Annotated in this window: 16 protein-coding genes and 1 pseudogene; 4 read left to right on the top strand and 13 right to left on the bottom strand. The window is 45.6% G+C overall.

What is annotated here, in order from left to right:
• Positions 1 to 3: 3 nt before the first annotated feature.
• The 3 genes from AADZ70_RS14795 to AADZ70_RS14805 form a co-directional block, all read right to left on the bottom strand.
• Complete coding sequence (locus tag AADZ70_RS14795) at positions 4 to 438, bottom strand: MarR family transcriptional regulator (protein ID WP_016937339.1); 435 nt, start codon at positions 436 to 438, stop codon at positions 4 to 6.
• 137 nt (positions 439 to 575) lie between these two features.
• A complete protein-coding gene (locus tag AADZ70_RS14800) occupies positions 576 to 1,454 on the bottom strand; it encodes a YitT family protein (protein ID WP_095241059.1) in 879 nt (292 codons plus the stop codon).
• Between the two features lie 184 nt (positions 1,455 to 1,638).
• Positions 1,639 to 2,091, bottom strand: coding sequence for a MarR family transcriptional regulator (locus AADZ70_RS14805; RefSeq protein ID WP_047477339.1), 453 nt, complete (start codon positions 2,089 to 2,091; stop codon positions 1,639 to 1,641).
• Between the two features lie 120 nt (positions 2,092 to 2,211).
• Here AADZ70_RS14805 and AADZ70_RS14810 point away from each other — a divergent pair, with 120 nt between their 5' ends.
• From AADZ70_RS14810 to AADZ70_RS14820, 3 genes and pseudogenes are all read left to right on the top strand, one after another.
• Positions 2,212 to 2,646, top strand: a complete 435-nt coding sequence (locus AADZ70_RS14810) for a GNAT family N-acetyltransferase (protein ID WP_342007277.1) — start codon at positions 2,212 to 2,214, stop codon at positions 2,644 to 2,646.
• A gap of 128 nt (positions 2,647 to 2,774) precedes the next feature.
• Positions 2,775 to 3,038 (top strand): annotated as a pseudogene (locus AADZ70_RS14815) (EamA family transporter); the annotation flags it as partial.
• A gap of 133 nt (positions 3,039 to 3,171) precedes the next feature.
• Positions 3,172 to 5,241 (top strand): thioredoxin domain-containing protein, encoded by a 2,070-nt coding sequence (locus AADZ70_RS14820; protein ID WP_342007278.1) that lies wholly within the window; start codon positions 3,172 to 3,174, stop codon positions 5,239 to 5,241.
• On the opposite strand, the gene AADZ70_RS14825 is transcribed toward AADZ70_RS14820, so the two are convergent.
• A complete protein-coding gene (locus tag AADZ70_RS14825) occupies positions 5,238 to 6,134 on the bottom strand; it encodes a type II CAAX endopeptidase family protein (protein WP_342007279.1) in 897 nt (298 codons plus the stop codon). The genes AADZ70_RS14820 and AADZ70_RS14825 overlap by 4 nt on opposite strands.
• A gap of 216 nt (positions 6,135 to 6,350) precedes the next feature.
• Here AADZ70_RS14825 and AADZ70_RS14830 point away from each other — a divergent pair, with 216 nt between their 5' ends.
• On the top strand, positions 6,351 to 7,682 hold the full coding sequence (locus tag AADZ70_RS14830; RefSeq protein WP_045925741.1) for an MFS transporter: 1,332 nt from the start codon (positions 6,351 to 6,353) through the stop codon (positions 7,680 to 7,682).
• A gap of 32 nt (positions 7,683 to 7,714) precedes the next feature.
• Here AADZ70_RS14830 and AADZ70_RS14835 read toward each other — a convergent pair whose 3' ends face one another.
• The 9 genes from AADZ70_RS14835 to ychF all read right to left on the bottom strand — a co-directional run bounded on the left by AADZ70_RS14835 (position 7,715) and on the right by ychF (position 13,596).
• Positions 7,715 to 8,095 carry a VOC family protein gene (locus AADZ70_RS14835; RefSeq protein ID WP_045925740.1) on the bottom strand — a complete coding sequence of 127 codons (381 nt, stop codon included), beginning with the start codon at positions 8,093 to 8,095 and terminating at the stop codon, positions 7,715 to 7,717.
• Positions 8,096 to 8,151: 56 nt separating this feature from the next.
• Complete coding sequence (locus tag AADZ70_RS14840) at positions 8,152 to 9,090, bottom strand: LacI family DNA-binding transcriptional regulator (protein WP_342007280.1); 939 nt, start codon at positions 9,088 to 9,090, stop codon at positions 8,152 to 8,154.
• A gap of 62 nt (positions 9,091 to 9,152) precedes the next feature.
• Positions 9,153 to 9,911 (bottom strand): exodeoxyribonuclease III, encoded by a 759-nt coding sequence (xth, locus tag AADZ70_RS14845; RefSeq protein ID WP_342007281.1) that lies wholly within the window; start codon positions 9,909 to 9,911, stop codon positions 9,153 to 9,155.
• 46 nt (positions 9,912 to 9,957) lie between these two features.
• Positions 9,958 to 10,485: a methylated-DNA--[protein]-cysteine S-methyltransferase gene (locus AADZ70_RS14850; protein WP_342007282.1), complete on the bottom strand. Its 528-nt coding sequence runs from the start codon at positions 10,483 to 10,485 to the stop codon at positions 9,958 to 9,960.
• Positions 10,482 to 11,063, bottom strand: coding sequence for a bifunctional transcriptional activator/DNA repair enzyme AdaA (locus tag AADZ70_RS14855; protein ID WP_342007283.1), 582 nt, complete (start codon positions 11,061 to 11,063; stop codon positions 10,482 to 10,484). The genes AADZ70_RS14850 and AADZ70_RS14855 overlap by 4 nt, the downstream gene beginning before the upstream one ends.
• A 192-nt stretch (positions 11,064 to 11,255) precedes the next feature.
• Positions 11,256 to 11,495 carry a 30S ribosomal protein S18 gene (gene rpsR / locus AADZ70_RS14860; protein WP_004392983.1) on the bottom strand — a complete coding sequence of 80 codons (240 nt, stop codon included), beginning with the start codon at positions 11,493 to 11,495 and terminating at the stop codon, positions 11,256 to 11,258.
• Positions 11,496 to 11,538: 43 nt separating this feature from the next.
• A complete protein-coding gene (gene ssbA, locus AADZ70_RS14865) occupies positions 11,539 to 12,057 on the bottom strand; it encodes a single-stranded DNA-binding protein SsbA (protein WP_047477329.1) in 519 nt (172 codons plus the stop codon).
• 39 nt (positions 12,058 to 12,096) lie between these two features.
• Entirely contained in the window at positions 12,097 to 12,384 is a 288-nt protein-coding gene (rpsF, locus tag AADZ70_RS14870) for a 30S ribosomal protein S6 (RefSeq protein WP_004392977.1), read from the bottom strand.
• A gap of 111 nt (positions 12,385 to 12,495) precedes the next feature.
• Positions 12,496 to 13,596, bottom strand: coding sequence for a redox-regulated ATPase YchF (gene ychF, locus AADZ70_RS14875; protein ID WP_016937324.1), 1,101 nt, complete (start codon positions 13,594 to 13,596; stop codon positions 12,496 to 12,498).
• Positions 13,597 to 13,615 lie beyond the last annotated feature (19 nt).

Consider the following 13,615-nt stretch of genomic DNA (forward strand, 5'->3'; position numbering starts at 1 on the left):
CTCCTATGCTTTCATATTTTCTATATTATTCTGCATCTGCGATAATACGTTTTTTAACATACTGCGTTCTTCCGCGCTGACACCGGCAAGCATTTCCTTTATGAAACGCTCCTTCTCTTTTTTGGAAGTCTCAATTCTCTCCCGCCCCTGTTCAGTAAGCCGGACAAGTATAATGCGGTTGTCCTCAGGTTTGCGCCTTCTTGTGACCATTTCTTTGGTTTCAAGCTGTTTCAAGTGTCTTGTCACAGCCGCCCCATCAATATTCACCTTTTTCTGAAGATCGCTTTGACTGATCTCGTCGACGTGAAAGAGCACGGCGAGAAGCTCAAGACGGGATTGGCTGATTCCGGTGCACGCTTCAAACTTCGCTCCGATTACTTTATGCAGTGATTGAAGCTGATATAAAATCTCGCCTTCCTCTGAACAACATGCTGTCAAAACCCATCCCTACTTTCTTTTGCGCAATTAATTGACTAGTCAATGTTTGATATATCAATAATATACATCTGTTATTCTTTTTTGGCAAGTGTTTTCTCCTTTTTAAAAAAAGCTGCCGGTGAACGGCAGCTCGCTTTTTAATGATTATGAACTTTTCTGAAATTACTGCCTTTTACTTCAGCCACATCATATACCGTTACAAAGGCGTGCTTATCAATGTCATTAATAATTTCCTTCAGTTTGGTCTCTTCCAAACGGTTGATGACACATGTGATTTCTTGGAATTTTTCATGAGAAAAACCGCCGTATGCTTCTTTATAAGTAGCGCTTCGGCCTAATTCCTCACGAATGGTTTCGACCATTAATGCAGGCTCGTTGGTGATAATCTGAAATGTTTTAGAACCGCTTAAGCCTTCCTCAACCACATGAATCACCTTAGACGCAATGTAGTAAGCAATCACGGAAAGCAACGCGCCTTGCAGACCGAATACAAAAGAAACAAAAATAAACACAAAGATATTTAAAAATAAAATGAGGTCGCTCGTGCCGAACGGCAATTTCCGTGACAGCAGCACGGCCAGCATATCAATTCCGTCTAATGCGCCGCCGTTACGCAGTGCCAAGCCCATTCCCAAGCCGAGAATAATCCCGCCGACAACGGTGATTAACAGGGTGTCTCCCTCGATGATAGCCGGCGTGTGATGGAAAAAGCTTGTACCCGCGGCAAGTGAGACAATGCCGATAATGGATAGAAACGCAAAGCCTTTCCCGATTTGCTTATATCCCAACCAGACAAACGGTATATTGATCACCGCAATTAAGATCCCAAGAGGCAAATGAAACAGCTGTGAACCGACAATGCTGAGTCCGGTCACCCCGCCGTCAGATACACTATTCGGAATCAATACGGTTTCCAGCCCATACGCGGCAATGATTCCGCCGATGATGACCATGATGGCCCGTACGATGGATTTTGCTTTAAATTTCTTACGTTTTTGTTTTTCGATTGTATTCATATCATTCCCCGCTTCAATTATTTTATCTTATTTAAATATACCATAATTGATACTTTTCGTTAAAAATAAGCCGATCAGCCGATTGTGAAGCAGGAACCGAGGAAGGTGATTTTACAGATAAAGTATCCATTTACGGCTTTAATCATTCAAAACACCACCACACAGTAAAAGGAATTATTATCCATTAATAATCCCTTTTGTTTCCCTTCTTCACATATTCCCAATCATGTTCTATATTTTTTCTCACCCGCTGAAGAAGGCTGGAAATGGTTTCTTTTTCTTCAGATGTAAAGCCGGCCAAGGCTACTTCCGCAGAGTGCTCTCCTTCTCTTTGCAATAACGGATAAACCTTTCTTCCTTTTTCGGTCGGGAACAGTTTTTTTATTTTTTTATTTTGATCATCAGGACGCTTTTCAATAAACCCTTGTATTTCCAGTTTTTTTATCGCTCTCGCCGCTGTTGTTCGGTCAACTTTAATCATTTCCGCCAATTTTTCCTGTATCATTCCCGGGTTTTCACATATACGAACAAGATAGAGATACTGCCCTTTTGTTAAGTCTAATTCTTTAAATTCTATATTGCTGATGGAATCCAATGCCCGTGCAATCATGCCGATTTCCCGCAAAATATCAGTCATATCTTTTCAAACCCTTCGTATTTTTGTTGCATTTACAATATAATTGTTTTATCGTTACTTCTATAAGACCACAAGCAAGCCGTGCAGTCCAGACTAATATGTGAAAAGGATTGGTTAATGATGAGGGTAAAAAGAATAACGACGGAAATTGATTTACAAGCAGCGCTCGAGATTAGAAAAGCAGTATTCATTGAGGAACAGCAAGTACCCGAATCCGATGAGTTTGATCAGTTTGATACGCTTCAGGAACAGTGCGGGCATGTCTTGGTTTATCATGAAAATCAGCCTGCCGGCACAGGACGCGTCCGCATCGTAAACCATACAGGCAAGCTCGAACGAATCTGCATCCTGAAGCCTTACCGCAAATACGGGTTGGGCAAAGTAATCATACGCGAATTAGAAAACATGATAAAAGAAAAAGGCATCACCCATTGTAAACTGCATGGACAAACACAAGCGGAAGGCTTTTATCACAAACTGGGATATCAGACAGATTCACCGGAATTTATGGAAGACGGCATTCCGCATGTTTTAATGACAAAAGAGTTGGTTTAACCGAATAACAGCAAAACGGCTGTATGAATTATTTACCGAAAGCCTTCTATAAAGGCTTTTTTTCTTATCCTGAAACCCACAACTAAAAGGAATGTATTCGCAGCCGGTGCTTGTCACAAATGGCCGCCCCAACGGTTATCCCATACTTTGCACTTGCATACGTCACTTCAATCGTCGGCGCTTCAGAAGCATCCATTTCACTTTACGCAACACCCGCTTTATCCTTACTCATTTCCTGGTTTTGGATAGGTGAAGCGCCCGCCTTTATTTCTCTTTTGGGCGGAGCAGTCACAGTCATCGGGGTGTGTTTTATCTATTTAAAAGCAGATAAAATGAAAATGATTTCAATTCCCATTTCTCTTCCAAAAAGCAATAAGGTGGATAAAGCTTAACCTTGAAAATGGAGTCATAAGCAGCTCTATTTTTAATGACTTGCGTTTAGTGCACAAAGGTAGACGAAATGAATTACTTTTGAGAATTGTGGTATGTTAATCGTACAAATAATAAGAGAAATCAGGTGATCCCATGCCAAACAATAGCAAACCCAACAGTTTAATCACGGAGAAGTCACCGTACTTACTTCAACACGCCCACAACCCAGTAAACTGGCACCCTTGGGGAGAAGAAGCCTTCGAAAAAGCGAAACGCGAAAACAAGCCGGTTCTTGTCAGCATCGGCTATTCGACTTGTCACTGGTGTCACGTAATGGCTCACGAGTCCTTTGAGGACGAAGAGATCGCCGGTATTCTAAATGATAAATTTATAGCCATCAAGGTTGATCGTGAGGAGCGGCCTGATGTGGATTCCGTGTATATGAGAATCTGCCAGCTGATGACGGGGCAGGGCGGGTGGCCGCTGAATGTGTTCATCACACCTGATCAGAAGCCGTTTTATGCGGGGACGTATTTTCCGAAGACGAGCAAATTTAACCGCCCTGGCTTTATCGATGTGCTTGAACATCTGTCCGAAACGTTTGCAAATGACCGGCAGCATGTCGAGGATATTGCTGAAAACGCCGCCGCTCATCTTGAAGTCAAGGTGCACCCGGCTGAGGGCATGCTTGGCGAACAGGCGGTTCATGACACGTATCGCCAGCTGGCCGGCGGGTTTGACACGGTGTACGGCGGGTTCGGCCAGGCTCCGAAGTTTCCGATGCCGCATATGCTCATGTTTCTGCTTCGCTACTACAGCTATACGGGTAAGGAACAGGCATTGGCAGGCGTAACCAAGACACTCGACGGCATGGCGAACGGCGGTATTTTTGATCACATCGGGTTCGGCTTTGCCCGCTACTCGACTGATAATGAATGGCTCGTGCCGCACTTTGAGAAAATGCTGTATGACAACGCCCTTCTCCTGACCGCATATACCGAAGCCTATCAGGTCACGGGCAATGAGCGCTACAAACAGGTTGCGATGCAGATCGTGACGTTTATTCAGCGGGAAATGATGCATGAAGACGGCAGCTTTTTCTCAGCCTTAGACGCTGATACCGAAGGCCGTGAGGGGAAATATTACATATGGTCAAAAAAAGAAATCATGGATCTTCTCGGTGATGAACTCGGCTCGCTTTATTGCAAAGTATATAACATCACAGATCAAGGCAATTTCGAAGGAGAAAACATCCCGAACCTTATTTTCACGCGGCGTGAGGCCATCCTCGAAGAGACCGGCCTCACCGGACATGAGCTGACCGAACGTCTTGAAGGCGCAAGAAAAAAATTGCTGGAGGCGCGGGAAAACAGAAGCTATCCGCACACAGATGACAAAGTGCTGACCTCATGGAACGCGCTCATGATTGCCGGACTGGCAAAAGCCGCAAAGGTATTTCACGAGCCGAACTTTCTCAGCATGGCTGAAACAGCGATCCGCTTTCTCGAACGTCACCTCATGCCGGACGGGCGCGTCATGGTCCGCTACCGTGAGGGCGAAGTGAAAAACAAAGGATTTATCGATGATTACGCTTTTCTCATCTGGGCCTACCTTGAACTGTATGAAGCGGATTTTGATGCGTCTTATCTGCAAAAAGCGAAAACGTTATGTACAAGCATGCTGGATCTGTTCTGGGATGAAGGACACGGAGGTTTCTTCTTTACGGGGAATGACGCCGAGACTCTTCTTGTCAGGGAAAAAGAAGTTTATGACGGAGCCGTGCCTTCCGGAAACAGCGCGGCTGCCGTCCAGCTGCCTCGCCTCGGCCGCCTGACGGGTGATGTATCACTGATCGAAAAAGCTGAAGCCATGTTTTCTGTTTTCAAACGGGAAATAGAGGCCTACCCGAGCAGCAACGCTTTCTTCATGCAAAGCGTACTGGCGTATACAATGCCGCAAAAAGAAATCGTTGTGTTCGGAAGCAAAGATGATCCGGACAGAAAGCGTTTCATTGAGGCGCTTCAGGAACATTTCACTCCCGCCTATACGATTCTCGCCGCGGAACATCCGTCAGAGCTTGCAGGCATTTCTGATTTTGCCGCGGGTTATCAAATGATTGACGGTAAAACGACGGTTTACATTTGTGAAAATTTCACCTGCCGCAGGCCGACGACGGATATTGATGAAGCGATGAACACATTACAAATCAGCAGCAGAGCCTAGGCGGCCTGCTGCTTTTCTTTTTTCACAAAACGGAACGCGAGCCATGCGAAGATGACATTGATCACCAGAGTCGATATGCAATCATATATTTCATAGCCGCCGGCTGCTGTTGCAAATAGCGACGGAATGTCGCTGTACACCGAATGATCCTCTGTGAGAAAGATAAATAAAAACATATTATTGGCAGCGTGACCGCCCAAGGACATCTCCAGACTGCCTGTTTTAATCGTGATAAAGGTCCAGATCATGCCGATGGTGACATATCCGATTCCCGCCCAGAGAGCCCCGTTTTCCATCTCCGGATTTCCGAAATGAAGTGCGCCGAATAATCCGCCGACGATGACAGTCAAAACCACCGCATTTGCCGTCAGTTTTCCGGCGAACTGAAGCAGAAAACCCCGAAAGAGAAATTCCTCCGCGGAGGTTTGAATCGGCACCAAAAAGATGGATGCCGCTAACAGCAGCAGAAAGCGTGAAGCATGGAATTCCTGAAGCGAGAAGCGACCCGGATGGATTAAAAAATCAATCAGCCCTGCCATAAACATCAACAAAAAGTAAGTGCCGAATCCAAAGAAAATCCGCTTCCAGTTCAGCGACTGATTCGGTGTGATGATGGATAAAAACCGCCGTTTCATAATGAAACGAACCGCTATCCAAATGCCCGGGATGGCTATGAAATAGACGATATGCTGTAAATAAATATCCGCCAGCGGGTCACTTAATGCCGCTTCATCCCAATCTATCGTCAATGAAGGATTGAACTCGGACGTGAGAAACATATAAAACACGGTCAATATGCTTCCAAAAAAGAACAAACCCGCAATGACCCACAGAGAAAGGAGATATCTCCACACACTATTTCTTCCTTCTGCGGGCCTTATAAACATATTCATTTTTATGCATCAACTTCCTTTCCTTCAACATTTTACAATATAAACAGAATCAGATATAGAAAATGTTATATATTTTTAAGAAGAAAGCGCTATGCCGTTTCCTTCGGCTCTGGTTATTTGCACTCTGTTTTTGCCATAAAAAGACCTTTATAATGTATTTGTCAGATGAATTTACAGTATTTTCTGATTACATTTTGCCAAGTCAGGGGGTTTTTTATGAAACATCAGACATTCTCAAATGTGGCGAACCGATTAGACCGGCTCCCCATTTCGCGTGTGCACTATCAAGTATTAACCGCTCTCGGAATCATCTATTTTTTCGATCTCGCTGATCTGTTTACGCTCAGCAACGTGGCTCCTGCGCTGATTGAGCATTGGGGCGTGAAGCTGTCCACCATTGCCGACATCACGGCTGCATCCTTCCTGGGCATGTTTTTAGGCGCCTCGCTCGGCGGCAGGCTGTCCGATCGGATCGGCAGGAAAAAAGCGCTGAATTGTTTTGTCCTTATCTTTTCGATCTCATCTTTTCTGAATGCGCTGGCATGGGACATTCCTTCCTTAATGATTTTTAGGTTTTTGACAGGTCTCGGCGTCGCGGCCGCCATGATTGTCACTAACAGCTACTTGGCGGAATTCTTCCCATCCTCCGTTCGGGGAAAATACATTTCCTTTTGCGCCATGATCGGCTTAATCGGCGTTCCCGTGACAAACGTCGTATCCGCTTTTGTCATTCCGTTAGGCTCATGGGGGTGGCGGCTCGTTTTTGTATGGGGCGCGGCCGGTCTCATTTATTTCTTTTTTATCCGCCGGCTTGAGGAATCGCCGCGCTGGCACGAAAATCGGGGGGCATATGATCAGGCAGACGCCATTATGAATCGGCTTGAAGCCCGCGTAGAGAAAGAAAAAGGTCCGCTCCCCGCGCCAAAAGAAGCAGCAGAAGTACATACAGTGAAGCACGCCGGCTACTTAGGGCTGTTTCAGGGCAGGAATTTAAAGATCACCATCATCCTGTCTGCAGTATGGATTCTTGAAACCTTTGGCTTTTACGGCTTTGCCTCATGGGTGCCCAGCCTGCTGAAAAGCAACGGCATCACCATGGAAAAAACGCTGTGGTACAATGTGCTTCACTCTGTCGGCGCCCCGCTTGGCGCGTTGCTCGGATCCATGATATCCGAAACGTTCCAAAGGAAATGGATTCTGGCCGCAAGCGCTTTTCTGACTGCCATTGCCGGACTGTTGTACGGCATGACATTTATTCCCGTGATGATTATTGTGTTTGGATTTGTCGTCAACGTCACGGAACGGGTTTTCACCTCAAATTTATACGCATACACATCAGAGCCGTATCCGACGGAATATCGTTCGGCGGGCAGCGGGCTGGCGTACGGGCTCGGCCGTTTTTCCAACATATTCGGTTCCCTGCTCGTCGGATTTATTGCCGTAAAACTCGGATACATCAGTGTCTTTTTGTTCATCGGCGGCTGCTGGCTTCTATGTTCCGTTCTGTTAATCCTCTTCGGCCCGAAAACAAATGCACAGCAAATATAATCAATAAAACAGTGCGGGTTCACCCCGCACTGTTACACTGTGATTTCTATCAAATTGCCTTCCCCATCCTCTATCACGCTCTCATAATATCCGTCACCCGTTACACGCGGGCCGCTTACAACCTGAAATCCGTCATTTTTAAACGTCTCCGTCAGTTCATTCACCCGCTCCTTGCTGCCTGTAGAAAACGCGAGATGCGCCCATCCGGTCATATTCTGTGACGGAGTTTCATCAACGCCTCCTTTTTTCATAAGTTCCAGCCTGCATCCGGAGTCAAATGAAAGAAAGTACGATTTGAAATCCTTTTTCTCATTATGGTAAAGGTCATTGGCCTTTGCCCCGAAGTATTTCTCATAAAATTCTTTCATCCGTTCTAAATCTTTGACCCATATCGCTGCATGTTCAATTCGCATATGTCCGCCTCCCTTTTTTCCTCAATCTAGTTATAAGGCATGAAATCCATTTCAGCTCAAGACTTTTTCCTCTGAAATTGATGCATAATTTGTTTTTTAGTTGTTTCTCCGTGCAAAAACAGCAAAAATGCTTCTTTTCCGACCCGTTCTAAATGAAGTTCCAGAGATGGAATATTCAAAACCCGGCTGACGCTCAAATTTCCTTCACCGATGATCTCCGCGTCCCATTTCTGTTCTTTCGCAAATTGGTACAAGCCGGCAGCCACATCATCACTATGCGCATAGACGGCCGTCGGCGGCTTGCTGAAACCCCAGAAATGCTCACCCGCACGCTTTCCATCGTCCATATCATGGCAACCGACCATAATGCGGGTTTCATCAAGAGAACCGAAAACCGCTTTATATGCATTTACCTTGTCGGCCGTACTCGGACTTTTTTCCGCTTCCCGCACACATGTAAAAGCAACATCTTGGTGCCCACGGTTTTTCAAATACATAAAGCTCTCTCTGTAAGCCGCCTGTCTGTCGTTATAAGCGCAGGGAATCTCTTCGTACTGTGTATATTCACAAGCGACAATGGGTCCGTATTCAAGGTAAGGCACGGCTGTTTCCCATTCATTCGCGCGGGAGGTGACAATCAGCCCGTCAATCTTTTTCATTTTCAGCAGTTCGAAATACGTCATCTCTATAGCGGGGTCATAATTGGTGGGGAGAAGGGTTGTCACGTAATCATGAGCAAAGGCTTCCTTCGTGATACCGTTTACAATTTTGTCAAAGCAGGGATGGTCACTATACGGCAATATTACGCCGATCGTATTGGTCTTTCCGCGAATCAGATCAATGGCAGTTCGATTAGGAGTATAATCAAGCTCCTTCATTACTTGATTCACAAGACGCCTTTTCTCCTCAGATACGTACGGGTGTTGGTTTAACACGCGTGATACAGTGGCCACCGACACATTCGCCAGTTTCGCAATCTCTTTTATATTTGCCATGTGCTCCTCCATTTTTGATAATAAAAAAGCAGCAAGAGTGGATTTCTCTTACTGCTATCTCATCATAAATCCACTGTCATTTCAACAGGGCAATGGTCAGAACCCATGATATCGGCACAAATGGCCGCTTGGCTGATCCGGTGCTTCAGCCTGTCTGAAACAATAACATAATCGAGCCGCCAGCCGATATTTTTCTCGCGTGCATTCGTCCTGTAAGACCACCAGGAATACGCGCCTTCCTGATCGGGATATAAATAGCGGAACGAGTCGGTAAATCCCGCGTTCAGCAGAGCGCTGAACGCTTCCCGCTCCTGATCCGAGAAACCGGCGTTCTTTCGGTTGGCTTTTGGATTTTTCAAGTCTATCTCCCTGTGTGCGACATTTAAATCGCCGCATAAGATCACAAGCTTCTTCCGGTCAAGCCTCTGCAGATAATCCTTAAAATCCGCTTCCCATTGAAGACGGTAATCAATTCGCTCTAATCCGCGTTTGGCATTTGGCGTGTAGCAGTTGACGACGAACACGTGCTCAAATTCAAGCGTGATCACCCGTCCTTCTTGATCATGGCTGTCAATTCCCAACCCATAGGACACGTGCAGCGGCTCTTCTTTCGAGAAAACAGCCGTGCCTGAGTAGCCTTTTTTCACCGCATAGTTCCAATAGGCGTGATATCCTTCAGGCTGTAATGATACTTGTCCGTCCTGTACTTTTGTTTCTTGCAGACATAGAATATCGGCTTTCGTTTCCTGAACGTAAGTATTGATATCTCTTTTTTTCATCACGGCACGCAAGCCGTTTACATTCCAAGAAATCAGTTTCATGTGTTCCCTCCCGCCGGCTCAGCCGGTATTAACATTCAGCATGTGTCTATTTCCATGTTTTATTGTGCCTGCCCTCTAATGCCAACAGCTGTTTTTTCATTTCTAAACCGCCTCTGAATCCGGTCAGTTTTCCGTTTTTCCCGATGACACGATGGCACGGAACCGTAATCAATACCGGATTTTTCCCGATTGCGGCGCCCACGGCTCTTACGGCTGACGGTTTCCGGATCATTTCTGCTATATCCGAATAGGAGTATATCTCGCCATACGGTATGTCCATAAGCGCTTTCCATACAGCAAGCTGAAATTCCGTCCCATAAAGATCGAGCGGGACGGAAAATACCGCTCTGCCATTTTTGATGTACTCAGACAGCTCTGCTGTGTAAGACGCCAGTTTTTCATCATCACGCACCAATCGGTATTCCGGCATGGCTTTTCCTGCCCACTGCACAAGTTCTTCAAAGTTACCATGATTTGAACCTATGAAGCAAAGCCCCTTGGAAGTAGCGGCTGTATACAGTCGCCAATCATTCCACGTGAAGCGTGTCCAATAGATCATCGTCTCTTTACTCATAATGAACCTCCCTGTCTCGTTCCGGCAGTTTTTCTGTATTCTGTGGGCGAACTTCCGGTTCTCTTTTTGAAAAGGGTCGCAAAATGCGCTGTGTTTGGAAATCCGACAGTCAGAGCGATCTCCATAACTGTCTTATCAGTATGCATTAAAAGATCCCCCGCCTTCGCGAGTCTTTTTTTCTGTATATACTCAATCGGAGATGTCCCTTTGATTTTTTTAAATGTCCGCTGTAAATGATAGGGGCTGCCGTGACACATATCTGCCAGTACGCTCAGAGGCAGGGGTTCATGATAATGGCCGTCAATATACTCAGTGATTTGCGCAACCCATTCTTCATCTGGGAGACGAAGACCGTTCGGCCGGCACCTTTTACAAGGACGAAAATGTCTCTTTAGCGCTGCTTCAGCCGTATCAAACACCAGTACGTTTTCCTTATTCGGAACTCTCGATTTACAAGAAGGGCGGCAGAAAATCCCCGTCGTTTTTACTGCATAATAAAATACCGCGTCATAGGAAACATCATTGTGTATGATTGCGTTCCACTTCTCATCTGTCAGGATATTTCTTTCCGTTTCCATCTCAGTCCCCCCCTGTTCTTCAGTATAAACAAATTCATTTTATAAGTACGCATATTTGAATAAGCGAGCAAGATAACAATGACGGATGTAAAAAGCCCTTCCATGTTTCATGTGAAACATTTCGGCAGGATGGGGACGGAATGACATAAAAAAAGAGCAGGAGCCCGCAGGCTCTTGCTCTTTTCTTTCGGCTTACTCGCCAGTTACGTATGGAAGTAAAGCCATTTGACGTGCGCGTTTGATCGCGATAGTCAATTTACGTTGGTATTTCGCATTTGTTCCAGTTACACGGCGAGGTAAGATTTTACCACGCTCAGAAACAAACTTTCTAAGAAGATCTACATCTTTGTAATCGATGTGCGTAATGCCGTTAGAAGTGAAGTAACAAACCTTACGGCGTTTCGCACGACCGCCTCTGCGTCCTCCTGCCATTGTCATTTCCCACCTTTCTTGTTATGAATATAGCGATAATCTATTAGAACGGAAGATCATCATCCGAGATGTCAATCGGCTTGCCGTCGTTGGCAAATGGATCATCATTAAAGCTGTTCCCTTGATTTCGTCTCTGGCTGTTCTGATTTCCGCCGAACGGATTATCATTTTGGCCTCCGCCAAAGTATTGGCCTCCGCCGCTGTTTCCTTCGTTGTATCCGCCTGATCCAGAACCGCCGCTGTTTTTAGGCTCAAGAAATTGAACACTTTCAGCTTGGACTTCTGTCACGAAGACACGCTGTCCCTGCTGATTTTCATAATTTCTTGTCTGGAGTCGGCCGTCTACGCCGGCAAGGCTTCCTTTTTTAAGAAAGTTTGCAACGTTTTCGGCTTGTCTTCTCCAAGTGACACAATTAATGAAATCGGCTTCACGTTCTCCGGACTGGTTCGTGAATGTACGATTCACAGCAAGAGTAAACGTGGCGACAGCCGCACCGCTTGGCGTATAACGAAGCTCTGGGTCTTTTGTCAGTCTTCCGACTAATACAACTCGGTTAAGCATATGAAAGACCACCTTTTAACATTATATATTTCAAATTGCTTATTCTTCTTCTTTAACAACGATGTGGCGAATGATATCGTCACTGATCTTAGCTAAACGGTCGAATTCAGCAACCGCTGCAGCTTCAGACTGAACGTTTAAGATTTGGTAGAAACCGTCACGGAAATCGTTGATTTCGTAAGCAAGACGACGTTTACCCCAATCTTTTGTTCCAGTGATCTCCGCTCCGTTAGAAGTCAAAACGTTGTTGAAACGCTCGATAACTGCCTTCTTTGACTCTTCGTCAATGTTTGGACGGATAATGTACATAACTTCGTACTTTTTCATCTGTTTGCACCTCCTTTTGGTCTAAGCGGCCCTTAAATGGGCAAGGAGCAATAATTCTATTACTCACAAGTTTATATTATACCAAAGCTCTTGTCCCTTTACAACTGTGTCCTATACATTAAATCGGAAATGAATGACATCTCCGTCTTGGACGATATATTCCTTACCTTCCAGACGCACTTTTCCGGCTTCTTTGGCTCCGGACATTCCGCCGCCTGCCAAGAGGTCTTCATAAGCAACCGTTTCAGCGCGGATAAAGCCGCGTTCAAAGTCAGTGTGGATGATACCCGCACACTCAGGTGCTTTCATGCCTTTTCTGAATGTCCAAGCGCGCACTTCCTGTTCGCCCGCCGTAAAGTATGTCGCAAGGCCGAGAAGAGAGTATGACGCTTTAATCAGCTGATCAAGGCCTGACTCTTCAATGCCGAGCTCTTCAAGGAACATTTGCTTTTCTTCGCCTTCCAATTCAGCAATTTCAGATTCAATTTTCGCGCAGACGACGATGACCTCGGCATTTTCACCCGCGGCGTACTCACGGATTTTCGCAACGTATTCATTGTCTGAAGGATCAGCCACTTCATCCTCGCTTACATTCGCCACATAAAGCACGGGTTTTGACGTAAGCAAATGAAGCTGCTTCACAAGCTTTTGCTGTTCTTCAGTAAATTCAACGGAACGTGCAGGCTTTTCTTGTTCGAAAGCTTCTTTTAATTTAGACAGAATGTCAAATTCAATAACCGCTTCTTTGTCTTTTTGCTTCGCAAGCTTGCTTACCCGTGTGATGCGTTTTTCGACTGTCTCCATGTCGGCAAGAATCAATTCAAGATTGATCGTTTCAATATCATCAATCGGATCGACTTTCCCTGATACGTGCGTAATATTGTCATCCGCGAATGCCCGTACAACGTGACAGATCGCGTCTACCTGACGGATATGAGAAAGAAACTTATTTCCCAGCCCTTCACCTTTAGATGCGCCTTTTACGATCCCCGCGATATCAGTGAATTCAAACGCAGTCGGCACCGTTTTTTTCGGGTTCACCAATTCAGTCAGCTTTTGCAGACGTTCATCAGGCACTTCCACGATTCCCACGTTCGGATCAATTGTACAGAACGGGTAGTTGGCTGATTCGGCACCAGCCTGGGTAATTGCATTAAATAACGTCGATTTTCCCACATTCGGCAAACCGACAATTCCAGCAGTTAAAGCCATTCTTTCATCTCCTCTATAT

Source organism: Bacillus sp. YBsi01, assembly GCF_038406745.1.
Taxonomy (GTDB): domain Bacteria; phylum Bacillota; class Bacilli; order Bacillales; family Bacillaceae; genus Bacillus; species Bacillus siamensis.